Annotated in this window: 21 protein-coding genes, 1 rRNA gene and 1 pseudogene; 17 read left to right on the forward strand and 6 right to left on the reverse strand. The window is 46.0% G+C overall.

What is annotated here, in order from left to right:
* From AK965_RS19015 to rpoC, 9 genes and pseudogenes are all read left to right on the forward strand, one after another.
* Positions 1-104: pseudogene (locus AK965_RS19015) on the forward strand (elongation factor Tu); the annotation flags it as partial.
* A 269-nt stretch (positions 105-373) separates the two neighbouring features.
* Entirely contained in the window at positions 374-754 is a 381-nt protein-coding gene (gene secE, locus AK965_RS19025; protein ID WP_005440549.1) for a preprotein translocase subunit SecE, read from the forward strand.
* A gap of 13 nt (positions 755-767) precedes the next feature.
* Positions 768-1,316, forward strand: a complete 549-nt coding sequence (gene nusG, locus AK965_RS19030; RefSeq protein WP_099081081.1) for a transcription termination/antitermination protein NusG — start codon at positions 768-770, stop codon at positions 1,314-1,316.
* Positions 1,317-1,460: 144 nt separating this feature from the next.
* The gene (gene rplK, locus AK965_RS19035) at positions 1,461-1,889 is read left to right on the forward strand and encodes a 50S ribosomal protein L11 (RefSeq protein WP_099081082.1); all 429 of its coding nucleotides are present in this window, start codon (positions 1,461-1,463) and stop codon (positions 1,887-1,889) included.
* A gap of 4 nt (positions 1,890-1,893) precedes the next feature.
* Positions 1,894-2,595 (forward strand): 50S ribosomal protein L1, encoded by a 702-nt coding sequence (gene rplA, locus AK965_RS19040; RefSeq protein WP_099081083.1) that lies wholly within the window; start codon positions 1,894-1,896, stop codon positions 2,593-2,595.
* A gap of 293 nt (positions 2,596-2,888) precedes the next feature.
* On the forward strand, positions 2,889-3,383 hold the full coding sequence (gene rplJ, locus AK965_RS19045) for a 50S ribosomal protein L10 (RefSeq protein WP_099081084.1): 495 nt from the start codon (positions 2,889-2,891) through the stop codon (positions 3,381-3,383).
* 57 nt (positions 3,384-3,440) lie between these two features.
* Entirely contained in the window at positions 3,441-3,806 is a 366-nt protein-coding gene (rplL, locus tag AK965_RS19050) for a 50S ribosomal protein L7/L12 (protein WP_099081085.1), read from the forward strand.
* Between the two features lie 250 nt (positions 3,807-4,056).
* A complete protein-coding gene (gene rpoB / locus AK965_RS19055) occupies positions 4,057-8,085 on the forward strand; it encodes a DNA-directed RNA polymerase subunit beta (protein WP_099081086.1) in 4,029 nt (1,342 codons plus the stop codon).
* A gap of 105 nt (positions 8,086-8,190) precedes the next feature.
* The gene (gene rpoC / locus AK965_RS19060) at positions 8,191-12,393 is read left to right on the forward strand and encodes a DNA-directed RNA polymerase subunit beta' (protein ID WP_099081087.1); all 4,203 of its coding nucleotides are present in this window, start codon (positions 8,191-8,193) and stop codon (positions 12,391-12,393) included.
* Positions 12,394-12,637: 244 nt separating this feature from the next.
* On the opposite strand, the gene rsd is transcribed toward rpoC, so the two are convergent.
* On the reverse strand, positions 12,638-13,129 hold the full coding sequence (rsd, locus tag AK965_RS19065; RefSeq protein WP_099081088.1) for a sigma D regulator: 492 nt from the start codon (positions 13,127-13,129) through the stop codon (positions 12,638-12,640).
* A 179-nt stretch (positions 13,130-13,308) separates the two neighbouring features.
* Here rsd and nudC point away from each other — a divergent pair, with 179 nt between their 5' ends.
* Positions 13,309-14,091 (forward strand): NAD(+) diphosphatase, encoded by a 783-nt coding sequence (gene nudC / locus AK965_RS19070; RefSeq protein WP_099081089.1) that lies wholly within the window; start codon positions 13,309-13,311, stop codon positions 14,089-14,091.
* A 261-nt stretch (positions 14,092-14,352) separates the two neighbouring features.
* A complete protein-coding gene (gene hemE / locus AK965_RS19075; RefSeq protein WP_099081090.1) occupies positions 14,353-15,420 on the forward strand; it encodes a uroporphyrinogen decarboxylase in 1,068 nt (355 codons plus the stop codon).
* A 220-nt stretch (positions 15,421-15,640) separates the two neighbouring features.
* Here hemE and AK965_RS19080 read toward each other — a convergent pair whose 3' ends face one another.
* Positions 15,641-16,213 carry a uracil-DNA glycosylase family protein gene (locus AK965_RS19080; RefSeq protein WP_099081091.1) on the reverse strand — a complete coding sequence of 191 codons (573 nt, stop codon included), beginning with the start codon at positions 16,211-16,213 and terminating at the stop codon, positions 15,641-15,643.
* A 7-nt stretch (positions 16,214-16,220) separates the two neighbouring features.
* Positions 16,221-17,144, reverse strand: coding sequence for a D-2-hydroxyacid dehydrogenase (locus AK965_RS19085; RefSeq protein WP_099081092.1), 924 nt, complete (start codon positions 17,142-17,144; stop codon positions 16,221-16,223).
* A 66-nt stretch (positions 17,145-17,210) separates the two neighbouring features.
* Here AK965_RS19085 and AK965_RS19090 point away from each other — a divergent pair, with 66 nt between their 5' ends.
* Complete coding sequence (locus AK965_RS19090) at positions 17,211-17,798, forward strand: YjaG family protein (RefSeq protein ID WP_099081093.1); 588 nt, start codon at positions 17,211-17,213, stop codon at positions 17,796-17,798.
* Positions 17,799-17,861: 63 nt separating this feature from the next.
* Here AK965_RS19090 and AK965_RS19095 read toward each other — a convergent pair whose 3' ends face one another.
* The gene (locus tag AK965_RS19095; RefSeq protein WP_099081094.1) at positions 17,862-18,992 is read right to left on the reverse strand and encodes a CNNM domain-containing protein; all 1,131 of its coding nucleotides are present in this window, start codon (positions 18,990-18,992) and stop codon (positions 17,862-17,864) included.
* A 253-nt stretch (positions 18,993-19,245) separates the two neighbouring features.
* Between AK965_RS19095 and hupA the strand changes: the two genes are divergently transcribed.
* Positions 19,246-19,518: a nucleoid-associated protein HU-alpha gene (hupA, locus tag AK965_RS19100; protein ID WP_005433627.1), complete on the forward strand. Its 273-nt coding sequence runs from the start codon at positions 19,246-19,248 to the stop codon at positions 19,516-19,518.
* Between the two features lie 39 nt (positions 19,519-19,557).
* Positions 19,558-20,256 (forward strand): DUF1481 domain-containing protein, encoded by a 699-nt coding sequence (locus AK965_RS19105; protein WP_172438198.1) that lies wholly within the window; start codon positions 19,558-19,560, stop codon positions 20,254-20,256.
* Between the two features lie 85 nt (positions 20,257-20,341).
* On the opposite strand, the gene purD is transcribed toward AK965_RS19105, so the two are convergent.
* Positions 20,342-21,631: a phosphoribosylamine--glycine ligase gene (gene purD, locus AK965_RS19110; RefSeq protein WP_099081096.1), complete on the reverse strand. Its 1,290-nt coding sequence runs from the start codon at positions 21,629-21,631 to the stop codon at positions 20,342-20,344.
* 118 nt (positions 21,632-21,749) lie between these two features.
* On the reverse strand, positions 21,750-23,342 hold the full coding sequence (gene purH, locus AK965_RS19115; RefSeq protein WP_099081097.1) for a bifunctional phosphoribosylaminoimidazolecarboxamide formyltransferase/IMP cyclohydrolase: 1,593 nt from the start codon (positions 23,340-23,342) through the stop codon (positions 21,750-21,752).
* Positions 23,343-23,608: 266 nt separating this feature from the next.
* On the opposite strand from purH, the gene zntR reads away from it, so the two are divergent.
* The 3 genes from zntR to AK965_RS19135 all read left to right on the forward strand — a co-directional run.
* On the forward strand, positions 23,609-24,007 hold the full coding sequence (zntR, locus tag AK965_RS19125; RefSeq protein WP_099081098.1) for a Zn(2+)-responsive transcriptional regulator: 399 nt from the start codon (positions 23,609-23,611) through the stop codon (positions 24,005-24,007).
* A 339-nt stretch (positions 24,008-24,346) separates the two neighbouring features.
* Positions 24,347-24,469 carry a hypothetical protein gene (locus AK965_RS20860; RefSeq protein ID WP_259343786.1) on the forward strand — a complete coding sequence of 41 codons (123 nt, stop codon included), beginning with the start codon at positions 24,347-24,349 and terminating at the stop codon, positions 24,467-24,469.
* Between the two features lie 848 nt (positions 24,470-25,317).
* A 16S ribosomal RNA gene (locus AK965_RS19135) occupies positions 25,318-25,406 on the forward strand; the annotation flags it as partial.

Below are 25,406 nucleotides of genomic sequence, written 5' to 3' on the forward strand. Positions count from 1 at the left end.
TTGAACTAATCGCTCCTATCGCAATGGACGAAGGTCTACGTTTCGCTATCCGTGAAGGTGGCCGTACTGTAGGTGCTGGTGTTGTTGCTAAGATCTTCGAATAATTCTTTAGGGAATTGTTGGATGTCTTCGGAAAATCTTGAATTAGATTTGACGAACCAGTAGCAAAAAGGGCATCATTTGATGCCCTTTTTCTGCACTCAACTTTTTTTTAGCTGTTTTCTTGTTCAGAATTTGGTTGAGAGCAGACCAAGATTAGGCTGAGTAGTTTAATCTTAAGGAGTAACGCTGAATTTTTTTTCAGCGATATGGAGTTTGCCCTGCAACAGCGGGGTTGTTGTCGTCTATAGTAAGACTTGTGACAGGTTGGTTTATGAAAGCAAATAATGCTGAAACTCCTGATAGCTCGAACGCAGCAGATACGTTTAAGTGGATTGCCGCTTTTGTATTAGCAGCGGCCGCTGTTGTGGGTAATTACCTGTATGGTGAAATGTCTGTAGTGGTTCGCGCTGCAGGCGTTGTTGTTCTTATTGCAGCTGCCTTAGGCGTTGCAGCAACAACGACTAAAGGTAAAGCAGCGATCAGTTTTGCAAAAGAATCTCGTATGGAAGTTCGTAAGGTAGTTTGGCCTACTCGCCAAGAAACCATGCAAACAACACTGATCGTTTTAGCTGTAAGTATTGTAATGGCTCTAGTGCTTTGGGGTATTGACGGCATTATGGTTCGTCTAGTAGCTCTAGCAACTGGGGTATAGAGGGTTTTAATTCATGAGTGAAGCTCCAAAAAAACGCTGGTATGTGGTTCAAGCCTTCTCTGGATTTGAAGGCCGTGTAGCTCAATCTCTGCGCGAGCATATCAAAATGCACAGCATGGAAGAGCTATTCGGTGAAGTACTGGTTCCTACTGAAGAAGTAGTGGAAATGCGCGCTGGTCAGCGTCGTAAATCTGAGCGTAAGTTCTTCCCTGGTTACGTCCTTGTTCAGATGATTATGAACGATGAATCATGGCACCTAGTACGCAGTGTGCCGCGTGTCATGGGCTTCATTGGTGGTACCTCAGACCGTCCAGCACCTATCACAGATAAAGAAGCTGATGCGATTCTTAATCGTCTTGAGAAAGCAAGTGAAGCTCCTCGCCCACGTACTATGTACGAAGCGGGTGAAGTGGTACGTGTTAACGAAGGTCCATTTGCTGACTTCAATGGTACTGTTGAAGAAGTGGATTACGAGAAAAGCCGCCTGAAAGTGTCTGTGTCGATTTTTGGTCGTGCAACACCAGTTGAGCTTGATTTTGGTCAGGTTGAAAAACTTGATTAAAAAAACACCTTTTTAAGGGTTGTCTAAGGCGCGAATTATGACTATAATTTCGCGCCTTTTTACTTCTCGTGAAGTAAAAAGTTTTTATGTAATCGGGGAGCTGATCAGTTGATTAGCGTTTGAACCCAAACTTTAGGAAAAATCATGGCTAAGAAAGTTGAAGCTTACATCAAGCTACAAGTTGCAGCTGGTATGGCGAACCCAAGTCCACCAGTTGGTCCTGCACTAGGTCAACACGGTGTTAACATCATGGAATTCTGTAAAGCGTTTAACGCAAAAACAGAATCTCTAGAGAAAGGTCTACCGACTCCAGTTGTTATCACTGTATACAGCGACCGTTCTTTCACATTCGTAACTAAGACTCCACCGGCTGCGACTCTTCTTCTGAAGGCTGCTGGTCTTAAGTCTGGTTCAGGTCGTCCAAACACTGAAAAAGTGGGTACAGTAACTGACGCTCAAATCCAAGAAATCGCAGAAACTAAAGCTGCTGATATGACTGGTGCTGACATCGAAGCAATGAAGCGTTCAATCGCTGGTACTGCTCGTTCAATGGGCCTAGTGGTAGAGGGTTAATAAGATGGCTAAACTAACTAAGCGCATGCGCGTAATCCGCGAAAAAGTTGACGTAACTAAAGAATACGAAATCAACGAAGCTGTAGCTCTTCTTCAAGAACTAGCAACTGCTAAATTTGTTGAGTCTATCGACGTTGCTGTTAACCTAGGCATCGATGCTCGTAAATCTGACCAGAACGTACGTGGTGCAACTGTACTACCTCACGGTACTGGCCGCGACATCCGCGTAGCAGTGTTCACTCAAGGTGCAAACGCTGAAGCAGCTAAAGAAGCTGGCGCAGACATCGTTGGTATGGAAGATCTAGCTGAGCTAGTTAAGAAAGGCGAAATGAACTTCGACGTAGTTGTTGCTTCTCCAGATGCAATGCGCGTTGTAGGTCAACTAGGTACAATCCTAGGTCCTCGCGGTCTAATGCCAAACCCTAAAGTTGGTACTGTAACTCCTAACGTTGCTGAAGCAGTTAAGAACGCTAAAGCTGGTCAGGTTCGTTACCGTAACGACAAAAACGGCATCATCCACACTACTATCGGTAAAGCAAACTTCTCTGCAGAGCAGATCAAAGAGAACCTAGAAGCACTTCTAGTTGCTCTGAAGAAAGCTAAGCCATCTTCAGCGAAAGGTACTTTCCTGAAGAAAGTAAGCATCTCTACTACTATGGGTGCTGGTGTTGCTGTTGATCAGGCTAGCCTGAACACTCAAGCATAATTTATTTGCTTAGGCGCGAAATTTGTGTATAATTTTGCGCCTAATATTTGTGGTTGGGGCTGAACTTTGGTTCTTCAAACTATTAACTAGTTTGAAGTAAATTAAGACCCAGTCTCCGTCCAAGACCGTAGGTGTCTGTTTTAATAATAGGCTTAATTATCCTACGTAGATGGTGCCCGAACTGACAGAAAGCTCTATGTAAATAGTTAACTTTCTTCTGGGAATGCACCTCAATAGCTCTCACTGTTGTGATAATAGTGAGTGGTGTAACGACAACCAGGAGTAAATCCAAGATGGCTTTAAACCTTCAAGACAAAAAAGCAATTGTTGCTGAAGTCAACGAAGCTGCCAGTGGTGCACTTTCTGCAGTTGTAGCTGATTCTCGTGGCGTTCAAGTTGGCGCAATGACTTCTCTACGTAAACAAGCTCGTGAAGCTGGCGTTTACATGAGAGTTGTTCGTAACACACTTGCACGTCGTGCGGTACAAGGTACAGACTACGAGTGTCTAACAGACACTTTCACAGGTCCTACTCTGATCGCATTCTCTAACGAGCACCCAGGTGCTGCGGCGCGTCTTTTCAAAGACTTCGCTAAAGAGAACAAAGCTTTCGAGATCAAAGCTGCTGCATTTGAAGGCGCATTAACTGACGCTGAAGTACTAGCAACACTACCAACTTACGACGAAGCAATTGCACGCCTAATGATGTGCATGAAAGAAGCTTCAGCTGGCAAGCTGGTACGTACTATCGCTGCTATCCGCGATCAAAAAGAAGAAGCAGCGGCTTAAGCCTTGCTTTTTACTGGTTGCAAAATAAACTTATTGTTGACTTAAAAGAGAATTGTTATGTCTATTACTAACGAGCAAATCCTAGACGCAGTTGCAGAAATGTCTGTAATGCAAGTTGTTGAACTAATCGAAGCTATGGAAGAGAAATTCGGTGTTACTGCTGCAGCTGCAGTTGTAGCAGGCGGCGCAGCAGCAGCAGCTGTTGAAGAGCAAACTGAATTTGACGTAATCCTAACTTCTGCTGGCGCTAACAAAGTTGCTGTAATCAAAGCAGTACGTGGCGCAACAGGTCTAGGCCTTAAAGAAGCTAAAGCTCTAGTAGACGGCGCTCCAGCACCTCTTAAAGAAGGTGTTGACAAAGCTGAAGCTGACGCTCTTAAAGCTCAGCTAGAAGAAGCTGGTGCGGTTGTTGAAGTTAAGTAATTATTACTTAATTTCTTAGCCTAACGGCTATTGGCTGGTGGTTATTTAACCACCGGCCTTTTTGCGCTGTAGGGTATGGGCGAATTTTCCCGCTGTTTAAGCGCCTGATATCCATGCAAAAAGCGTTTCATTCAGACGAGATGAAGCGTCACTACAGTAAACAGCTATTTAGTCACTGTCCCTTACCCCCCTTAAGTAACTAGGAGCGGGCGGACAGTTTGGGTCACTTATCAGCGAGCTGAGGAACCCCATGGTTTACTCTTATACCGAGAAAAAGCGCATCCGTAAGGACTTTGGTACTCGTCCACAAGTTTTGGACATTCCATACCTGCTATCGATCCAGCTCGATTCGTTCGACAAATTTATCGAACAGGATCCTGAAGGTCAATACGGTCTTGAAGCTGCTTTCCGTTCTGTATTCCCAATTCAGAGCTACAACGGCAATTCTGAGCTGCAATACGTTAGCTACCGTCTTGGTGAGCCAGTTTTTGACGTTAAAGAATGTCAAATCCGCGGTGTAACTTACTCAAAGCCACTACGCGTAAAACTGCGTCTAGTGATCTTTGATAAAGACGCGCCAGCAGGTACTGTAAAAGACATTAAAGAACAAGAAGTCTACATGGGCGAAATTCCGCTTATGACAGATAATGGTACCTTCGTAATTAATGGTACCGAGAGGGTTATCGTATCCCAGCTGCACCGAAGCCCAGGCGTGTTCTTCGACAGCGATAAGGGTAAGACCCACTCTTCAGGTAAAGTTCTATACAACGCACGTGTAATTCCTTACCGTGGTTCGTGGCTTGATTTCGAGTTCGATCCTAAGGATAACCTATACGTTCGTATCGACCGTCGCCGTAAACTACCTGCATCGATCATCCTTCGTGCACTAGGTAAATCGACTGAAGAAATTTTAGATATCTTCTTCGAGAAAGTGAACTTCGAAGTGAAAGACCAAACTCTTCTAATGGAGTTGGTTCCAGATCGTCTACGTGGTGAAACTGCGTCATTCGACATCGAAGCGAACGGAACCACTTACGTTGAGCAAGGTCGCCGTGTAACAGCTCGTCATATCCGCCAACTAGAAAAAGATGGCGTTGATCACATCGAAGTACCAGTTGAGTACATCGTTGGTAAAGTTGCATCTAAAGATTACATCAACGAAGCAACTGGCGAGATCATTGTTAATGCTAACCAGGAAATCAGCCTGGAAGCACTAGCGAACCTATCTCAGGCTGGCCACAAAGCACTAGAAGTTCTATTTACGAACGATCTAGACCACGGTCCATTCATGTCAGAAACACTACGTATCGACAGTACAGTTGATCGTATTTCTGCATTGGTAGAAATCTACCGCATGATGCGCCCTGGTGAGCCACCAACGAAAGAAGCTGCAGAAGCACTATTCGAAAGCCTATTCTTCTCAGAAGAGCGTTACGATCTATCAACTGTTGGTCGTATGAAGTTCAACAGCTCAATCGAGCGTGAAGATGCACTAGAGCAAGGCACACTTGACGAGCAAGATATCGTTGAAGTGATGAAGAAGCTGATCGCGATCCGTAACGGTAAAGGCGAAGTGGACGATATCGACCACCTAGGCAACCGTCGTATCCGCTCTGTAGGCGAAATGGCTGAGAACCAGTTCCGTGTAGGTCTAGTACGTGTTGAACGTGCGGTTAAAGAGCGTCTAAGCTTAGGCGATCTTGATGCAATCATGCCTCAAGACCTGATCAACGCGAAACCAATCTCTGCTGCGGTTAAAGAATTCTTTGGCTCTTCACAGCTTTCACAGTTCATGGACCAAAACAACCCGTTATCAGAAGTAACGCACAAACGTCGTATTTCTGCATTGGGTCCTGGCGGTCTAACTCGTGAACGCGCTGGCTTCGAAGTTCGAGACGTACACGTAACTCACTACGGCCGTCTATGTCCAATCGAAACGCCGGAAGGTCCAAACATCGGTCTGATTAACTCTCTATCTGCGTTTGCGCGTTGTAACGAGTACGGTTTCCTAGAGACACCATACCGCCGCGTAGTAGATGGCGTAGTAACAGACGAAGTAGATTACCTATCTGCAATCGAAGAAGGCCAATTCGTTATCGCACAGGCTAACGCCGCGCTAACTGAAGAAGGTACTTTTGCAGATGAGCTAATCACAGCTCGTCAGAAAGGTGAATCTGGCCTACACCCTCGTGAGCACGCTCAGTACATGGACGTTGCGACAAACCAGGTTGTATCTATCGCTGCATCGCTTATCCCGTTCCTAGAACACGATGATGCGAACCGTGCATTGATGGGTGCGAACATGCAACGTCAGGCCGTTCCAACACTACGTGCGGATAAGCCGCTTGTTGGTACTGGTATTGAACGTAACGTAGCCGTTGACTCAGGTGTAACTGCAGTTGCTAAACGTGGTGGTGTAATCCAGTCAGTAGATGCTTCTCGTATCGTTGTTAAAGTGAACGAAGAAGAGCTAGTACCAGGTGAAGCTGGTATCGACATCTACAACCTGACTAAATACACACGTTCTAACCAGAACACATGTATTAACCAGCGCCCATGTGTGATGCCAGGTGAACCTGTATCACGCGGTGATGTTCTTGCTGATGGTCCTTCAACAGACCTAGGTGAGCTAGCGCTTGGTCAAAACATGCGTATCGCGTTCATGCCTTGGAATGGTTACAACTTCGAAGACTCGATCTTAGTATCTGAGCGCGTAGTTCAAGAAGACCGTTTCACGACTATCCACATTCAAGAACTGACTTGTGTGGCGCGTGATACTAAGCTGGGCTCTGAAGAGATCACAGCGGATATTCCAAACGTAGGTGAATCTGCTCTGTCTAAACTAGACGAGTCAGGTATCGTTTACATCGGTGCAGAAGTTAAGGGTGGCGACATCCTAGTTGGTAAAGTAACGCCTAAAGGTGAAACTCAGCTGACTCCTGAAGAGAAGCTACTACGTGCAATCTTTGGTGAAAAAGCATCTGACGTTAAAGATACTTCACTACGTGTACCTAACTCTGTATCAGGTACGATTATCGACGTTCAAGTCTTTACTCGCGATGGCGTAGAGAAAGACAAGCGTGCGCTTGAAATCGAGCAAATGCAGCTTAAAGAAGCGAAGAAAGACCTAACTGAAGAATTCCAGATTCTTGAGGGTGGCCTTCTAAACCGTGTTCGTGCTGTATTGATCGAGGGTGGTTACTCTGAAGCGAAACTAGACACGACTGATCGTAAGAAGTGGCTAGAACTAACGCTAGAAGATGATGCGCTACAAACTCAGCTAGAGCAATTAGCAGAGCAGTACGACGAGCTGAAAGCCGATTTCGATAAGAAATTCGAAACTAAGCGTCGTAAGATCACTCAAGGTGATGATCTAGCACCTGGCGTACTGAAGATCGTTAAGGTTTACCTAGCGGTTAAACGTCGTATCCAACCTGGTGATAAGATGGCGGGTCGTCACGGTAACAAGGGTGTAATCTCTAAGATCAACCCTGTTGAAGACATGCCATACGATGAAAAAGGTCAGCCTGTAGACATCGTACTTAACCCACTGGGTGTACCATCGCGTATGAACATCGGTCAGATCCTAGAAGTACACTTAGGTCTGGCAGCGAAAGGTATCGGTGACAAGATCACTCAGATGGTTAAAGAGCAGCAAGAACTAGCGAAATTCCGCGAGTTCCTACAAAAAGTTTACGATCTAGGTGATACTCGCCAGAAAGTAGACATTGCTTCTCTATCTGATGACGAAGTACGTACTCTGATCAAGAACCTACGTGGCGGTCTACCGATCGCAACGCCTGTGTTCGACGGTGCTCCAGAAGCGTCAATTAAGGCACTTCTAGAGTTAGCAGACCTACCAACATCTGGTCAGCTAAAACTGTTTGATGGTCGTACTGGTGATGAGTTTGAGCGTCCTGTAACAGTAGGTTACATGTACATGCTGAAACTAAACCACCTTGTTGATGACAAGATGCACGCTCGTTCAACTGGTTCGTACAGCCTAGTAACTCAGCAACCACTTGGTGGTAAAGCTCAGTTCGGTGGTCAGCGTTTCGGTGAGATGGAAGTATGGGCACTAGAAGCATATGGTGCAGCTTACACTCTACAAGAAATGCTAACGGTTAAGTCTGATGACGTTAACGGCCGTACTAAGATGTACAAAAACATCGTAGACGGTAACCACAGCATGGAACCTGGTATGCCAGAATCGTTCAACGTATTGTTGAAAGAGATTCGCTCGCTAGGTATCAACATCGAGCTAGAAGACGAAGAGTAATCTCTTTCTCTCTTGATGAAAGTCGAGAGAATCAAAAGCGATTATTTGGTAGAAGGTGCTCACTTTAGCGAGTGAGCTCCTTTTAACTCCTTACAGGAGCTGATTGTGAAAGACTTATTAAACTTTCTAAAAGCACAGCATAAGACCGAAGAGTTTGATGCAATCAAAATCGGTCTATCTTCACCAGACATGATCCGTTCATGGTCTTTCGGTGAAGTTAAAAAACCTGAAACGATCAACTATCGTACGTTCAAACCTGAACGCGATGGTCTGTTCTGTGCGCGTATCTTTGGTCCAGTAAAAGACTACGAATGTCTTTGTGGTAAATACAAGCGCTTGAAGCACCGTGGTGTTATCTGTGAGAAGTGTGGTGTAGAAGTTACACAAACTAAAGTACGTCGTGACCGTATGGGCCACATCGAACTTGCTTCACCAGTAGCTCACATCTGGTTCCTAAAATCGCTACCGTCTCGTATCGGTCTACTAATGGATATCCCTCTACGTGATATCGAGCGTGTTCTTTACTTCGAAATGTACGTAGTAACTGAACCGGGTATGACGGATCTAGAAAAATCTCAGATGCTTACTGAAGAAGAGTATCTGGATCGCCTAGAAGAGTGGGGTGACGAGTTCACTGCTAAGATGGGTGCAGAAGCTATCAAGGACCTACTAGGTTCTATGGATATGCACGCTGAAGCGGAACAAATGCGCGAAGAGCTAGAAACGACTAACTCTGAAACTAAGCGTAAGAAAGTAACTAAGCGTCTTAAACTGGTAGAAGCGTTCATTACTTCGGGTAACAACCCAGAGTGGATGATCCTAACTGTACTTCCAGTACTTCCGCCAGATCTACGTCCTCTAGTACCACTAGATGGCGGTCGCTTTGCGACTTCTGATCTAAACGACCTATACCGTCGCGTGATCAACCGTAACAACCGTTTGAAGCGTCTTCTAGAGCTAGCGGCTCCGGACATCATCGTACGTAACGAAAAACGTATGCTGCAAGAGTCTGTCGATGCGCTACTAGATAACGGTCGTCGCGGTCGTGCGATCACAGGTTCTAACAAGCGTCCTCTGAAATCTCTTGCTGATATGATCAAGGGTAAACAAGGTCGTTTCCGTCAGAACCTTCTAGGTAAACGTGTAGACTACTCTGGCCGTTCTGTAATCACAGTAGGTCCATACCTTCGTCTACACCAGTGTGGTCTTCCTAAGAAGATGGCACTTGAGCTGTTCAAACCATTCATCTACAGCAAGCTAGAGACTCGTGGTCTTGCGACTACAATCAAAGCTGCTAAAAAGATGGTAGAGCGTGAAGAAGCGGTTGTTTGGGATATCCTAGACGAAGTAATCCGTGAACACCCAGTACTATTGAACCGTGCACCGACACTTCACCGTCTAGGTATCCAGGCGTTCGAACCAGTACTAATCGAAGGTAAAGCGATTCAGCTACACCCACTAGTGTGTGCGGCATACAACGCGGACTTCGATGGTGACCAAATGGCGGTTCACGTACCTCTAACTCTAGAGGCACAGCTTGAAGCTCGTACTCTGATGATGTCGACAAACAACATTCTGTCGCCAGCGTCAGGTGATCCGATCATCGTACCTTCTCAGGACGTTGTATTGGGTCTGTACTACATGACTCGTGACAAGATCAACGTGAAAGGTGAAGGCATGTACCTTTCTGGCCCAGCAGAGGCTGAGAAAGCATACCGCACTAAGACCGCTGAGCTTCACGCACGCGTTAAAGTACGTATTACAGAAACCGTTGTAGACGAAGATGGCAACAGCACAACAGAGACTAAGATGGTGGACACCACTATCGGTCGTGCAATGCTATGGCAAATCGTGCCATCTGGCCTACCGTTCAGCATCGTTAACCAAAAACTAGGTAAGAAACAAATCTCTAACCTACTTAACGAGGCATACCGTAAGCTAGGTCTGAAAGACACAGTAATCTTCGCTGACCAAATCATGTACACCGGTTTCGCATACGCGGCACTGTCTGGCGTATCAGTTGGTATCGACGATATGGTAGTACCAGCAGCTAAGTACACTGAAATCGCGGAAGCGGAAGAAGAAGTACGTGAAATCCAGGAACAGTACCAATCTGGTCTTGTTACTGCGGGCGAACGATACAACAAAGTGATCGATATTTGGGCATCGACCAACGATCGCGTTGCGAAAGCGATGATGACCAACCTATCGTCTGAAACGGTTATCAACCGCGATGGCGAAGAAGAGCAACAAGAGTCATTCAACAGCATCTACATGATGGCTGACTCGGGCGCTCGTGGTTCTGCAGCACAGATTCGTCAGCTAGCGGGTATGCGTGGTCTGATGGCGCGTCCAGATGGTTCGATCATCGAAACGCCGATCACAGCGAACTTTAAAGAAGGTCTAAACGTACTTCAGTACTTTATCTCAACGCACGGTGCTCGTAAGGGTCTTGCGGATACGGCACTGAAAACAGCGAACTCGGGTTACCTAACTCGTCGTCTAGTAGACGTAGCTCAAGATGTTGTAGTAACCGAACATGACTGTGGCACCGTAGAAGGTGTTGACATGATGCCTCATATCGAGGGTGGTGATGTTAAAGTTGCACTAACTGAACTTGCTCTAGGTCGTGTTGTTGCAGAAGACGTTCTTAAGCCAGGTACTGAAGAAGTTCTGATCCCACGTAATACTCTAATTGATGAGAAGTGGTGTCAGATCATGGAAGAGAACTCAGTAGACAGCATGCGCGTACGCTCTGTTGTTACTTGTGACTCTGACTTCGGTTGTTGTGCACAGTGTTACGGTCGTGACCTAGCACGTGGCCACCTAGTGAACCAAGGTGAAGCAGTGGGCGTTATCGCTGCTCAGTCTATCGGTGAACCAGGTACACAGCTAACGATGCGTACGTTCCACATCGGTGGTGCGGCATCTACTGCAGCAGCAGAGAACAGCATCCAAGCGAAGACAACGGGTACCGTTAAGCTGCACAACGCTAAGTTCGTAATCAACAAAGATAAGAAGCTAGTAATCACGTCTCGTGCATCTGAGCTAACTATCATTGATGAATTCGGTCGTACTAAAGAGAAGCACAAACTTCCTTACGGTTCGACGCTAAGCAAAGCGGATAACGATGCAGTAACCGCTGGTGAAGTTGTTGCGAACTGGGAAGCGCACACCATGCCAATCATCACTGAAGTGGCAGGTCGCATCCAGTTTGTAGACATGATCGATGGCGTAACAGTTTCTCGTCAAACAGATGACCTAACTGGTCTATCTTCAAGCGAAGTAACTGACCCGGCAGCTCGCCCAGCAGCAGGTAAAGATATGCGTCCAGCTATCAAACTTGTTGATGAGCAAGGTAACGACGTGATGATCCCTGGTACTGATATGCCAGCACATTACTTCCTACCTGGTAAAGCGATCGTGAACATCGTTGATGGCGCAGAAGTTGGTGTGGGTGATACGCTAGCACGTATTCCACAAAAATCTGGTGGTAACAAAGATATCACCGGTGGTCTTCCACGCGTAGCTGACTTGTTCGAAGCACGTAAGCCTAAAGAGCCTGCGATTCTTGCTGAGCACACAGGTACAGTAAGCTTCGGTAAAGAGACCAAAGGTAAGCGTCGTCTCGTTATCACTCGTGACAGTGGCGACACTTACGAAGAGATGGTACCTAAGCATCGTCAATTAAACGTGTTCGAAGGTGAGCGTGTTGAACGTGGCGATGTTATTGCCGACGGTCCAGAGACTCCACATGACATTCTACGTCTACGTGGCGTACATGCGGTAACTCAGTACATTGCGAACGAAGTACAGGAAGTTTACCGTCTGCAAGGCGTTAAGATTAACGATAAGCACATTGAGACTATCGTTCGTCAGATGCTACGTAAGTGTACAATTACTCACGCTGGTGACTCTGAGTTCCTACCTGGTGAGCAAGTTGAATACTCACAAGTTAAGATTGCTAACCGTGAACTAGAAGCAGAAGGCAAAGAGCCAGCACGTTTCGAACGTGAGCTACTAGGTATCACTAAAGCATCTCTGGCGACTGAGTCGTTCATCTCTGCGGCATCGTTCCAGGAGACAACTCGCGTACTAACAGAAGCTGCGGTTTCTGGTAAGCGTGATGACCTACGTGGTCTGAAAGAGAACGTAATTGTTGGTCGTTTGATCCCAGCTGGTACTGGTTTCGCATACCACCAAGAGCGTCAAAACCGACGTGCGGAAGCGCAAGAAGGTCCATCTGCTGAACAAGCAACAGATAACCTAGCAGCACTTCTAAACGCTGGTTTCTCTTCTGACGAGTAATCGTTAAGAGCTTAAAAGAAAAGGCACCCTCGGGTGCCTTTTTTGTTTTTGTGAAGCGAATGCTAGAATATTAAGCTTTGAAAACGAGAATGCTTCGCTTGAGGAAACGAGAGGTAATAGTGATAAGTCAGTTGGAAGAAATGTTGATAGGACTTGTTTCTAAACAGATAAAATAGAGCTGAACCCCGAAAAACAAAAAGGGCTGACGAACACAAGCCAACCCTCAAGAATTTCTCGCTTCTCGCTATGCCCCCGGTGGCATTGACAAGCTGTCCGCAATTAATTGGATTAAGTGATCTTCTACTTCAAAGCGCGTTTCAATAATTTCCCCAATCAAAGACATGTCTGAATCGAAATCGACTAACTCATCCTCAACGGAAACATCTGAATATTTATCAGTAAAATTTAGCAGTGGTTCGGTAGTGAGAACAATCTTACCGTAAGTTTGGTTAATCTCATCGGTCGCGACAAACCCCGTCGCTTTCCATTTGCCCATCACCATGTCATAGATTTTGAAGTGGCCTTCTGAGATATAGTCGACGAGATGTTGACAGAAGTGTTGTAGTTCGTCTGGGGAGGGGAGTTCAATGACGTTGGTTTTTGAACACGGTTGCAGTGCAGCAAGCTTGCAATATTCGACAATCAAAGACTGTCTGGTTTCCAACCAATGATCGATGACCTCGCTTGAGCCACCCCATTGGTCCTGTGTTTGTTTGAATTTTTTTAGCATGACCATGCCCTCATGATCTTATCACCCTGTGGGTGCATGTATCCTTTGCAAAGCAAAGTGAGTAAAGTGATTACAAACTCTTGTCCTTACGAGAATTTATAGTCGCAAATTTGGCGAACGACAAACTCTGGTATGAAATTAGATTGCCAGTAAAATGAATGAACTTCAAGCAAAGGGACGTGGTAATGTTAAGAAAAGGTAAAGTAAGTCATATGAAAAACGCCTATTGGTGTGTTGTCGCGGGAAGTGATGTTTGGCTAGTGGAAAGTGCTATTCCTTTTGGTTCCGCAGAGCAGTTATCACTGCCAGAATGCAGTGCAAGGCAAATAGGTGAATATCAAAACGCTCCGGTCATGTGGGTGAATGTATCCGATCTTGATCACGACCTACCTTTAACTTCGCTGCGAGATTGTTTGCACTTTCCTGAATCTCTGTTTTTGTTGATCAGTAAAGCCGTTCAATATGGTCACTTGACCCAGAGTTTGCGTTTTTGCCCTCAATGTGGCGGTCGTAATTTCCTCAATAACAATCAATTGGCGATGCAGTGTGGCGAGTGCCGTACTTTGCACTATCCGCGTATTTTCCCTTGTATTATTGTCGCTGTACGCAAAGATAACCAGATCTTGTTGGCCCAGCACCCAAGACACCCCAATGGGATGTATACCGTGATTGCTGGTTTTTTAGAGGTGGGTGAGACGCTAGAGGCGTGTGTTGCCCGTGAAGTGTGTGAAGAAACGGGAATTCATGTTAAGAATATTCGTTACTTTGGCAGCCAACCATGGGCATTCCCATCCAGTATGATGATGGCATTCTTAGCCGATTACGACTCTGGTGAGTTGAACCCTGATTACACTGAATTGTCTGATGCGCAGTGGTTTAGCGTAGGTGAGTTGCCACCTGTCGCACCACAAGGAACGATCGCACGAGCACTTATCGAACAAACGCTGCAAGATATAGAGTCTAATTGACTGAAAGTAGATAAAAAAAACCCTCCGAGAGGGAGGGGGTAAGTAAGATGTCGTTATGAGATACTGGGTACAGGGTACTCAGTTTATAATTGTAGTTTTCGCTAGCGAACAAATTTTTAACACTGATACTGATTGGGTGCAAATTAAGCATTGATTTAAAAGTTAATAACTTGATCCAGGTTGCAAAGCACACAGCTATTGGCCTTAAATCAGTGGTAGAATACCTCCTTTCAAAGAAAGCCTAACAATTGGAATTACGGAATGACTGAATTAAAAAATGATCGTTATCTGCGTGCCCTTCTAAAAGAGCCAGTAGATTACACGCCTGTATGGATGATGCGTCAGGCGGGTCGTTACCTACCAGAATACAAAGCAACTCGCGCACAAGCGGGTGATTTTATGTCTTTGTGTAAGAACGCGGAGCTGGCATCAGAAGTAACGCTTCAACCACTACGCCGTTTTCCTCTTGATGCCGCGATCTTGTTCTCTGACATCCTGACTATTCCAGATGCAATGGGTCTAGGCTTACGCTTTGAAACGGGTGAAGGCCCTGTATTTGATAAGCCAATCACCTGCAAAGCGGACGTTGAAAAGATCGGTATTCCAGATCCTGAGGGTGAACTGCAATACGTAATGAACGCCGTGCGTCAAATCCGCAAAGACTTGAACGGTGACGTTCCACTGATTGGTTTCTCTGGCAGTCCTTGGACACTGGCGACTTACATGGTTGAAGGTGGCAGCTCTAAAGCCTTCACTAAGATCAAGAAGATGATGTACGCAGAACCGCAAACTCTGCACCTACTTCTAGATAAGCTAGCAGACAGCGTTATCGAATACCTAAATGCACAAATCAAAGCGGGTGCACAATCGGTGATGGTATTTGATACATGGGGTGGCGTACTGACGCCTCGTGATTACAACCTGTTCTCACTGCAATACATGCACAAGATTGTTGATGGTCTGATTCGTGAAAACGACGGTCGTCGCGTACCAATAACACTCTTCACTAAGAACGGTGGCATGTGGCTTGAGCAAATCGCAGCAACAGGCTGTGATGCAGTTGGCCTAGACTGGACAATCAACATTGCAGACGCGAAAGCGCGTATCGGCGATAAAGTGGCACTGCAGGGCAACATGGACCCATCCATGCTTTACGCTTCACCAGAGCGTATCCGTGAAGAAGTTGCGGGTATCCTAGAAGGCTTTGGTGATACTGGTACTGGTCACGTGTTCAACCTAGGTCACGGTATCCATTTGGACGTTCCGCCAGAAAACGCAGGCGTGTTTGTTGAAGCGGTACACGAGCTATCTAAGCCATACCATAAATAATCTCGACTTTTTGAAATCAAATACCGGCATTCAGTGCCGGTATTTTTTTACCTGAAATACAAGCCTGTACAGCTCAAGAAGCATTTGGTCTACTATGATCTAATTACTATTCAAGCGGTGTGGTGGACGTTAAAGTTGTTTATAAACAGTCAGTTACTATTGTTGTGTTTACGTGCCAATCTTCTTGTACAGATAAATAAGCAATTAGATCATAGGTAACCTAAAGCATCGAGTGCACTCGTTTTTTAAGGTATGGCACAACGTCTGATTCAAACCAAGGGTTCTTCTTTAGCCACAATGTATTGCGCGGAGAAGGGTGGGGGAGCGGGATAAAATCTGGTTCCCAATCTTGCCATTGCAGAACGGTTTGCGTGGGAGTCTTTGGCTTGCCTGTGAGGTAGTACTGTTGCGAATACTGACCAATCAACAAAGTCAGCTCTATATTGGGCAATTGTTCGAGAATCTTTTTATGCCAGGTGGGCGCGCATTCTTTGCGAGGGGGCAAATCTCCGGAGTGACCTTTACCCGGATAACAGAAGCCCATTGGGACGATGGCAATTTTGTTTGGATCGTAGAAAACGCCTGTGTCGACATCGAGCCATCGGCGTAACCGATCACCGCTTGGGTCATTCCAAGGAATCGAGGTCTTATGCACCTGCGTCCCCGGCGCTTGACCAATGATGAGGATGCGTGCGCCTTTCCCTGCTTGCACAACAGGGTTAGCACCAAGAGGTAAATCATCGGCGCAGATCTGGCACGTGCGAACTTGCTGTAACAGTGTTTCTAAAGACATAAGACGGTTAATACCCTTTATCGAAATTCACCTGATTATTGAGAGAGAGGCCATCTCGCCAGTTCAAATAGTTGTTAGCAAAAATCTCGACCACCTGCTCTGGGAAACTTAAAGCGGCGATATGTGGCGTGATGGTCACTTGAGGGAGCCTCCAGAATGGGTGTTGGGGTGAAAGCGGTTCCTGTTCAAACACATCCAAGAATGCATGCTCAACCCAGCCGTTTTTTAATGCGAGCAACAGACCTACATCATCAATTACATCGCCTCGTCCGACATTGAATAGCAATGCGTGGTTGAGGTGACTTAGCACTTCATTATTGAGTAAGCGTCGAGTGTCTGGTGTGCTGGGCAAGGTGTTGACCACGATATCTGCTTGATGAAGCGCACTGGCGAGCTCATTGACATGAAATGTCTGGTTGAACTCGTACCCAGAGGTAGGGATCCCAGTGCGGTTTACGCCAATGGTCTTCATTCCCAATAATTGCGCCGCTTTCCCCAAATGGCTACCGATACTGCCCGTACCGAGAATCACCATGGTTTTACTTTGCAGAGAAGTATACAGATGCGGTTGCCAGTGCCTGTTCTGCTGTTGCTGGTGGTAGCGCATAAAGTGGCGGTAGTGCGAGATGCAATACCCAATGACGTACTCGGCAATCAAAGGCCCAAAAATACCACGTACATTCGTCAGGGTATAATCTTGGCGCAAATCCGGCGATATTAAGGCATTCACCCCTGCAAATGTCGATTGAACCCACTCAAGCTGAGAAAAATCGTCTAACCTTTGTGATAGCAGAGGAGGATCAGCTAGCACGATCTGAGCATCGTGAGGGATCTCCGTAATGCCAAGTTCGGGCAGCTTTTTCTCTGCCAATAACGTTTCGTAGGTGTCGCGATGCTCTGAGAGCAGGAAAATCTGATTTGGATGCTGCATTAACTTTTTTCCCTGTGATGAATCAAGTACACTTTCGCTGTCTTTTTCTTCAATGATTGAGTGACTATGCTTAAGAATCCTCTTCAGGTTCGTTTGGAAAAACTAGAACCTTGGCAACAAATTACCTTTATGGCGTGTCTGTGTGAACGCATGTATCCAAACTATGCGATGTTTTGTGAGAATACAGAATTTGCTGAGCCACGTGCTTACCGAGCGATTCTTGATAGTGTATGGGAAATTCTGACGGTTAAGAACGCGAAAGTGAACTTCGAACGTCAATTAGAGAAACTGGAAGAGTTGTTCCCAAGTGCGGATGAATATGACTTCTACGGCGTATACCCTGCGATGGATGCGTGTCAGGCACTGTCTACACTGCTGCATGGTCTGTTGGATCGCGACTACCTTTTCGATTCAATGCTTAAAGTGAGCCAACAGTCGGTACAAACCGTTGCTGACCTAGAGCAAGCACAAGGCCGTGAGCCAATCACCAACGACAATCAAAAAGAAAACCAAGCGGTGTGTGAAGAGTGGGACGTTCAGTGGGCTATCTTCCGTCCATTACGCGAAGCGGAAGAGCGCGATATCAGTTTGATAAAGGATTTACGCGAAGAACTGCGAGATGAAGCCGTGAGTAACATCGGAATCGCACTTTAATTTTGGTTTGATGAAAAAGGCATCCAACGGGATGCCTTTTTGCTTTTGGTGTATCAAGCGCGCTTACACGTCTTTTGAGTCCGATTTTTTCGCTTCTTGAGCTTCTTGCTCTTTGGCCTGCTTCTCCAGCTCTTCGTCTTCATCGTCATCGCGGCTTTCGATCACGCCGTGCTGCTCTTTCCAGTTTTCCCAGCGTTGGTAAGCCAGCTCTTGCATGTCTGTGCTCTTATCCGCTTCATCGATGATCTCTTCACCCAACAGGTGCTCAAAGATATCCTCTAGCGTCACTAGGCCCTGGATAGTGCCATATTCGTCAACCACTAACGCCAACTGCAGACGGTGGCTCATCATCTGATCAAAGACTCTTGGTAAGGTCGTGTTGTTCAGTACGACTTGAATTGGGCGCATTACCGCACCAAGTTGTTTTTCACCACTGCCAGATTGTTGCAGCTTGAACAGCTCTAAACGGTGGACAAAACCAACGATGTTATCAGTTTGCTCACTGTAAACCAGTGGACGGGAGAAAGGTGTCTCTTTGTGCTGATCTAGAAACGCGTTGATCGACATCGTTGCATCGACGCGGAATACCACCGGACGTGGTGTCATGACCTGCGTTACTGGCACATCTTGAATGCCAAGTAAGTTGCTCAGGATTTTGGATTCACCTTCTGCAAACTCACCACTTTCTTTTGCTAGAAGCGCCATCGCAGACAGTTCATCACGCATCTTTGGTGCTTCGTGGTTGCGAGCAAGGCGCTTAGTGATTTGCTCAGAGAACCATACGAATGGCGTTAGTGCCCAAACCATCCAACGTAGTGCGACTGCTGCTGCTGGTGCAAGTTGGCGCCAGTAAGTCGCACCAATCGTTTTAGGTACGATTTCAGATAGAACTAGGATGGCTAGCGTTAGTACCGCAGAGAAGATACCTAGCGCTTCACTACCAAATACCACTGCTGCTTGTGCACCTGCTGTGGCTGCACCAATCGTGTGTGCGATAGTGTTTAGAGTTAGGATTGAAGCCAGCGGGCGGTCAATATCTGCCTTGAGCTTCTCTAGTTGAGCTGAAGCAGGGTGTCCCTGTTGTCTGAGCTGTGCAATGTAGCTCGGACTGATACTCAGTAGTACCGCTTCCAGCACCGAACAGATAAATGAAACGCCGATAGCAATAGAGATATAAATGGATAACAGCAGCATAGGTGCCCTTGAATGTAGTGTGATAGTCGGTATTTACGGCAATTATAACCGCAAAATTGCCATATAAATCGGTTTTATTGCATTAGAAAGCAAGTGCTTTCCTTAAGCAAGTAGTAACAAATTGTGAGTTATTACTCATATTATGGCTAAAAGTGCGCCAGAAAATCGAAAGATCGCTTACAAACCTTTGCCAGATGGGGCATTTATGCTTTAGAGTGAGACGAATTCGATAACATATGAGAAGGGAAACCTAATGAACAAGACCCAATTAATCGACTTTATTGCAGAGAAAGCAGACCTATCTAAAGCACAAGCTAAAGCTGCTCTTGAAGCAACTCTTGAGGGTGTTACTGGCGCTCTTAAAGAGGGTGACCAAGTTCAACTAATTGGTTTTGGTACATTCAAAGTAAACCACCGCGCTGCACGTACTGGTCGTAATCCTAAGACTGGTGACGAGATTCAAATCGCAGCAGCTAATGTACCTGCATTCGTAGCCGGTAAAGCGCTGAAAGAATCAGTAAACTAAGTTAAAATGCACCGAGGTATTCTGCCTCGGTGCAATTTCATGAAAAAACATTTACTCACTTCATTTCTCCTATCAAGCCTCACTCTTGTTGGCTGTGCTTCCGTTGAAACCCCAAATCTTGATCAGTTTACCCATTTCTCTGGTGGGAACATCATGGGTGATGTCACCAGTATGTACTGGATGACTGAACGTCTTACGCGCGTTAGTACGGCAGCAGACCACGTGACTATGGGTGATTACGGCTCGTATCAGAGTGATTATCGTTGGGATGATGGTGAGTTAAGAGAGTTGATTCGAAAAGGTGAGCAACTCGGTGCTAAACAAGAATTGGTGCCTTTTCAAATCCACATTCGATTTAATAAAGATGGTGATGCGATTTACCAGCAATACCGTGTGAACGGGAAAGTGCTACCTTTGCAGCGTGATCAGCTAGATCGTTACAAGACAGAAGCGAACGATGTGGTTGCTTCAATCAATGACCAATCTCGTGACGGTCAGAGCCTGATTCAAGGTTATTGGGATGGTGAAACCTTCGAAACCTGTAAAGGGCGTGAGTTTACAACGTTGGAGTTTAACCAGACGTTGCCTAAGTTTGTGATTGATAGATTGGCTTCAGTTGATAGTTACATTGCGTTTCTCGGTAAAGAGTCGCGTAATACTGCAACCGTTGATGAATTGCTGATGCTCAATGATGATGACTTTGATTGTGTACAACGACCAAAACTTATCTCTGAGTAAGCTCATTCTTAGTGAGAGTCGATTCAAACAAATAAAAAAAGGCGCTTAACGCGCCCTTTGTCTTTTAAGCCAACTGAAGTTGTTTTTATTTTTCTTGCTCACGTGCGATAGCACGGTAGCCAATATCGTTACGATGGAACATGCCATTCCAACTGATCTGTTTTGCCAGCTCGTAAGCACGTTGTTGCGCTTCTGATACGCTGTGGCCCAGTGCCGTAGCACAAAGTACACGACCGCCGTTTGTCACAATGTCGCCAGCTTTGCTGTCTGTACCCGCGTGAAAGACCTTCTCGCCTTCCATCTCAAGTTGTGGTAGGCCAGAAATCACGTCGCCCTTGTTGTACGCTGCAGGGTAGCCGCCAGCGGCTAGCACGATGCCAATAGAGGCACGTGGATCCCATTTCGATTTCACTTGATCCAACTTTTCGTCGATAGCGGCAAGGCATAGCTCAACCAGATCCGATTCCATACGCATCATGATCGGCTGTGTTTCAGGATCTCCGAAGCGACAGTTGTACTCGATCACTTTCGGCGTGCCGTCTTTGTCGATCATCAGCCCTGCGTATAGGAAACCTGTGTATGGGTTACCTTCTGAAGCCATGCCACGTACGGTCGGGTAAATGACTTCTTCCATGATGCGATTATGGATTTCTGGTGTTACCACAGGTGCTGGAGAGTAAGCGCCCATGCCGCCCGTGTTAGGACCAGTATCTTTGTCGCCGACGCGTTTGTGGTCTTGGCTGGTGGCCATTGGCAGAACGTTCTCACCATCCACCATCACGATGAAGCTTGCTTCTTCGCCATCGAGGAACTCTTCGATAACCACGCGGCTGCCTGCATCACCAAAGGCGTTGCCCGCTAGCATGTCTTTGATTGCGTCTTCAGCTTCTTCAAGTGTCATCGCCACTATCACGCCTTTACCAGCAGCAAGGCCGTCAGCTTTTACCACAATCGGCGCACCTTGTTCACGTACGTAAGCAAGGGCAGGTTCGATTTCAGTGAAGTTCGCGTATGCACCCGTCGGGATTTGGTGGCGAGCAAGGAAGTCTTTAGTAAACGCTTTAGAGCCTTCAAGCTGCGCTGCTGCTTGTGTCGGGCCAAAGATCGGTAGACCGGCTTCACGGAAAGCATCCACCACTCCGATAACCAGCGGCGCTTCAGGACCCACGATAGTCAGTTCAATGGCTTTCTCTTTGGCGAAAGCAACCAAGCCTGCAATGTCTTCCACGGCGATGTTTACGTTCTCTAGTTTAGGCTCTAGCGCTGTCCCTGCGTTGCCCGGAGCAATGAAGATAGTCTCAACATTTGGGTTTTGCGCCGCTTTCCAACCTAGTGCGTGTTCACGACCGCCTGAACCAATGACTAGAATATTCATAATATTTCCTTTGATTTCGCTCCTCCCCTTATTAAGGGGAGGTTGGGTGGGGTAAGTCGCATGCGCACAACAGACCCCCTCTAACTCCCCCTTAGCAAGGGGGAGGACCAAAAACTAATTAGTGGCGGAAGTGACGCATACCTGTAAAGATCATCGCCATGCCATGTTCGTCTGCTGCTGCGATAACTTCGTCATCACGCATAGATCCACCAGGCTGAATCACACACTTAATACCCGCTTCTGCAGCCGCGTCGATACCATCACGGAATGGGAAGAACGCATCAGAGGCCATAACGCTACCTGCAACTTCTAAACCTTCATCTGCGGCTTTGATACCTGCAATTTTCGCTGAGTAAACGCGGCTCATTTGGCCTGCGCCTACACCAATAGTCATATCACCTTTCGCGTAAACAATCGCATTTGATTTAACGAATTTCGCGACCTTCCAGCAGAATAGGGCATCTTTCAGCTCTTCTTCGGTTGGTTGGCGCTTAGAAACGACTTTCAGGTCATCTAGGCTCACCATGCCTTGATCACGATCTTGAACCAGTAGACCGCCATTAACACGCTTCACGTCTAAGCCTGTTGTCTTAGTTGACCATTTGCCACACTCAAGTAGACGTACGTTTTTCTTAGCTGCAACAACTTCAATCGCTTCCACAGACACAGAAGGGGCGATGATCACTTCAACGAATTGGCGCTCAACGATAGCGGTTGCTGTTTTTGCATCTAGCTCTTGGTTGAATGCAATGATGCCACCGAATGCGGATGTTGGGTCTGTTTGGTAAGCGCGGTTGTAAGCTTCTAGGATGTCTTTACCCAGAGCAACACCACATGGGTTCGCGTGTTTAACGATCACACAGGCTGGCTCGTTGAACTCTTTCACACACTCAAGTGCAGCATCAGTATCAGCGATGTTGTTGTAAGAAAGCGCTTTACCTTGGATTTGGCGAGCGGTTGAAACAGACGCTTCTTGTGGGGTTGCTTCTACATAGAAAGCTGCCGCTTGGTGGCTGTTCTCACCGTAGCGCATGTCTTGCTTTTTCTCGAACTGTTGGTTGAATGTGCGAGGGAATTTGCTCTCTTTGTCACCTTCTTTGTTCTCGCCGTAGCCAGGAACCATAGTACCGAAGTAGTTTGCGATCATGCCATCGTAAGCTGCTGTGTGCTCAAAAGCTGCGATAGCTAGGTCGAAACGTGTTTCTAGCGTAAGAGATTTGTTGTTCGCATCCATCTCTGTAATGACGCGGTTGTAATCACAAGCGTTAACCACGATAGTGACATCTTTGTGGTTTTTCGCTGCAGAGCGAACCATCGTTGGACCACCGATATCAATGTTTTCAACCGCATCAGCCAGCGTGCAGCCTTCTTTAGCAACGGTTTCTGCGAATGGGTATAGGTTGACGACCACCATATCGATTGGGTTGATGCCGTGTTTTTCCATCACGTCATCATCTTGACCACGGCGACCCAGTACACCACCGTGAACTTTTGGGTGAAGCGTCTTAACGCGGCCGTCCATCATTTCTGGGAAACCAGTGTAGTCAGAGACTTCAGTCACTGTGATGCCTTGCTCTGCAAGTAGACGAGCTGTACCGCCAGTAGATAGGATATCGACACCGCGCTCAGCAAGAGCTTGTGCAAACTCAACAATACCTGTTTTGTCTGATACGCTGATAAGCGCACGGCGAATAGGGTGAGCGTTGTTCATGCTTCCATTTTCCTCAAATTCACGGAGTTAAAGATGTTTGCCAAAAATGAACTTGTTTTTACCTCTTGGGGTAAAATATTGGCCAGTTTTGGTAAAGACCTTTGCAGATAGCTTTTGAGTGGGAAAGCTATCGCCACTATTTGATGGTGTGTATTCTAACCAATTTATTACAAAAAAGCTCGCGCAATCGTTTGGCATCTCAAAAGTAATTGTAAAAACCTCGTTCTTTGGCGTTAAAAGTAACGAGATAGTTAATAAGGAAAGTTATGTTTCAGATAGGTGAACTGGCGAAACGCTGTGGTGTGACTGCAGATACATTACGTTTCTATGAGAAAAATGCACTCATTAAACCCGCTGGGCATAGTGAGTCGGGCTATCGCTTATATAATGAAGAGAATCAAAAGCAGGTTCGCTTTATTCTCAAAGCCAAGGAGTTAGGGTTGAGTTTAGAGGAAATCAAAGAGCTGCTGGGAATTAAATTAGAAGCGACAGAACACAGCTGTGCAGAGGTTAAAGCCATCACTTCTGCTAAGTTAAAGCTGATTGATGAGAAGATTCATGAACTGACCAAAATTCGCTCTGCATTAAAGAAAATTAATGACGCATGTTGTGGTCATACGAACGATGATGCAAGTCATTGTTCTATTCTGGCTGCGTTAGAGTAGCCTCGATTTTCTAAGCTCTTAACCTAAGTTTGCACTTTTGGCGGCTTGCTTTTCTAGGTCCAGGCCGTTTTCCCACCTATAACCCTATTTTTAGTCGACTGAAAGAATGCGTAGTCTCACTTATTCCTAAAGCGAAGCTGTCTGTTAGATACGAGAGTTTTCATACATGGTTGGAGTCTATTTGCAAATCAATGACTGGGTTTTAAGTATTGTTCAGTCGCCAATATGCGCTGACCAATAGCCATTTGAACCAAGCATGCTGAGCTTAATGGTGATTTAGACTGGGCAAGTGAATCCTATAGTGAATGTTTATATAGATAGACTCAAGAGTCTCGTCCTGTGCTGGACTTCCTAGAGATGCTTTTTGAGATCGGTGCGCATTACCCAGTCTTCGAAACCGATACCCACTGTTTATACCAACAAAAAGATGGTAGCTACACTGTAAAAGTATTGAAGAACTAAGTTCTTTATCGAAGATGACGCCATTGAGAATGCAAGCATGCTCCGATCATATGAGTTCAGGCGCCATTTAATCATTACGACATTTATAGGTATCCCTAGTTAATCTGTCGAAAAAAGTAGAGCAAGGAAGCTCTGATCTTTTCTTTTATATATAGAAGAAACATATTTCCAAGATTTCACCTGAAATACCCCAAGTAAAAGCAAAGACCAAAGAGCAGTTCGTTATCGTTCTGCTCTTTTTTATTACTTGTAAGAGTAGGAGGCGAGAAAACGGCGCAGAAAGCGAGAACAGCAACAGAAATTGCAAAGAAACAAGTCGTATTTATTTAGGTAAGTGATAGCTTTTTTGTAAGAATAAAGGGTGTGGATACGAAAAAAGGGGGGGGGTGCTGAACAAGTATACATAGTGTTTGTTATTTGTTCGGTTGAGTTTCTTTTTGCAAAAAATGCTTGTACTCATTTCTCAGTTCCCTATACTGCGCATCCACCGACACGGAGTGAGACGAAAGTCACACGACGAGTTGAAAAGAGAGAAAAGAAGTTTTAAAAAAACGCTTGACTCTCAAGTCGGAAAGCGTATTATACGCACCCCTAACGACGAGGCGCTAAGGCGGCAAGTTGGTTAGGTAAGCTCTTTAACAATATAGACCTATCAATCTGTGTGGGCACTCGTTGATGATAATCCAATTAGAAACTTCGGTTTCAAATTAGGTTTCAATGAACTGAGTGACCAATCAAGTCGCAAGACTTGGCACAGTCAATTCATTATCGTTCTGTTGGAACGATAATAGCTTTAAAATTACATTAGTAGTTTTGAAGTCAGTATTCATTGAGCCGAACAAAATCTTAAATTGAAGAGTTTGATCATGGCTCAGATTGAACGCTGGCGGCAGGCCTAACACATGCAAGTCGAGCGGCAGCGACAACATTGAACCTT

The organism is Vibrio sp. PID17_43, from assembly GCF_002608565.1.
In the GTDB taxonomy this organism is placed as follows: domain Bacteria; phylum Pseudomonadota; class Gammaproteobacteria; order Enterobacterales; family Vibrionaceae; genus Vibrio.

Coding starts and splice junctions, on each gene's coding strand:
- secE (WP_005440549.1), top strand. CDS start 374: ATGAAAGCAAATAATGCTGAAACTCCTGATAGCTCGAACGCAGCAGAT.
- nusG (WP_099081081.1), top strand. CDS start 768: ATGAGTGAAGCTCCAAAAAAACGCTGGTATGTGGTTCAAGCCTTCTCT.
- rplK (WP_099081082.1), top strand. CDS start 1,461: ATGGCTAAGAAAGTTGAAGCTTACATCAAGCTACAAGTTGCAGCTGGT.
- rplA (WP_099081083.1), top strand. CDS start 1,894: ATGGCTAAACTAACTAAGCGCATGCGCGTAATCCGCGAAAAAGTTGAC.
- rplJ (WP_099081084.1), top strand. CDS start 2,889: ATGGCTTTAAACCTTCAAGACAAAAAAGCAATTGTTGCTGAAGTCAAC.
- rplL (WP_099081085.1), top strand. CDS start 3,441: ATGTCTATTACTAACGAGCAAATCCTAGACGCAGTTGCAGAAATGTCT.
- rpoB (WP_099081086.1), top strand. CDS start 4,057: ATGGTTTACTCTTATACCGAGAAAAAGCGCATCCGTAAGGACTTTGGT.
- rsd (WP_099081088.1), bottom strand. CDS start 13,129: ATGGTCATGCTAAAAAAATTCAAACAAACACAGGACCAATGGGGTGGC.
- nudC (WP_099081089.1), top strand. CDS start 13,309: ATGTTAAGAAAAGGTAAAGTAAGTCATATGAAAAACGCCTATTGGTGT.
- hemE (WP_099081090.1), top strand. CDS start 14,353: ATGACTGAATTAAAAAATGATCGTTATCTGCGTGCCCTTCTAAAAGAG.
- AK965_RS19080 (WP_099081091.1), bottom strand. CDS start 16,213: ATGTCTTTAGAAACACTGTTACAGCAAGTTCGCACGTGCCAGATCTGC.
- AK965_RS19085 (WP_099081092.1), bottom strand. CDS start 17,144: ATGCAGCATCCAAATCAGATTTTCCTGCTCTCAGAGCATCGCGACACC.
- AK965_RS19090 (WP_099081093.1), top strand. CDS start 17,211: ATGCTTAAGAATCCTCTTCAGGTTCGTTTGGAAAAACTAGAACCTTGG.
- AK965_RS19095 (WP_099081094.1), bottom strand. CDS start 18,992: ATGCTGCTGTTATCCATTTATATCTCTATTGCTATCGGCGTTTCATTT.
- hupA (WP_005433627.1), top strand. CDS start 19,246: ATGAACAAGACCCAATTAATCGACTTTATTGCAGAGAAAGCAGACCTA.
- AK965_RS19105 (WP_172438198.1), top strand. CDS start 19,558: ATGAAAAAACATTTACTCACTTCATTTCTCCTATCAAGCCTCACTCTT.
- purD (WP_099081096.1), bottom strand. CDS start 21,631: ATGAATATTCTAGTCATTGGTTCAGGCGGTCGTGAACACGCACTAGGT.
- purH (WP_099081097.1), bottom strand. CDS start 23,342: ATGAACAACGCTCACCCTATTCGCCGTGCGCTTATCAGCGTATCAGAC.
- zntR (WP_099081098.1), top strand. CDS start 23,609: ATGTTTCAGATAGGTGAACTGGCGAAACGCTGTGGTGTGACTGCAGAT.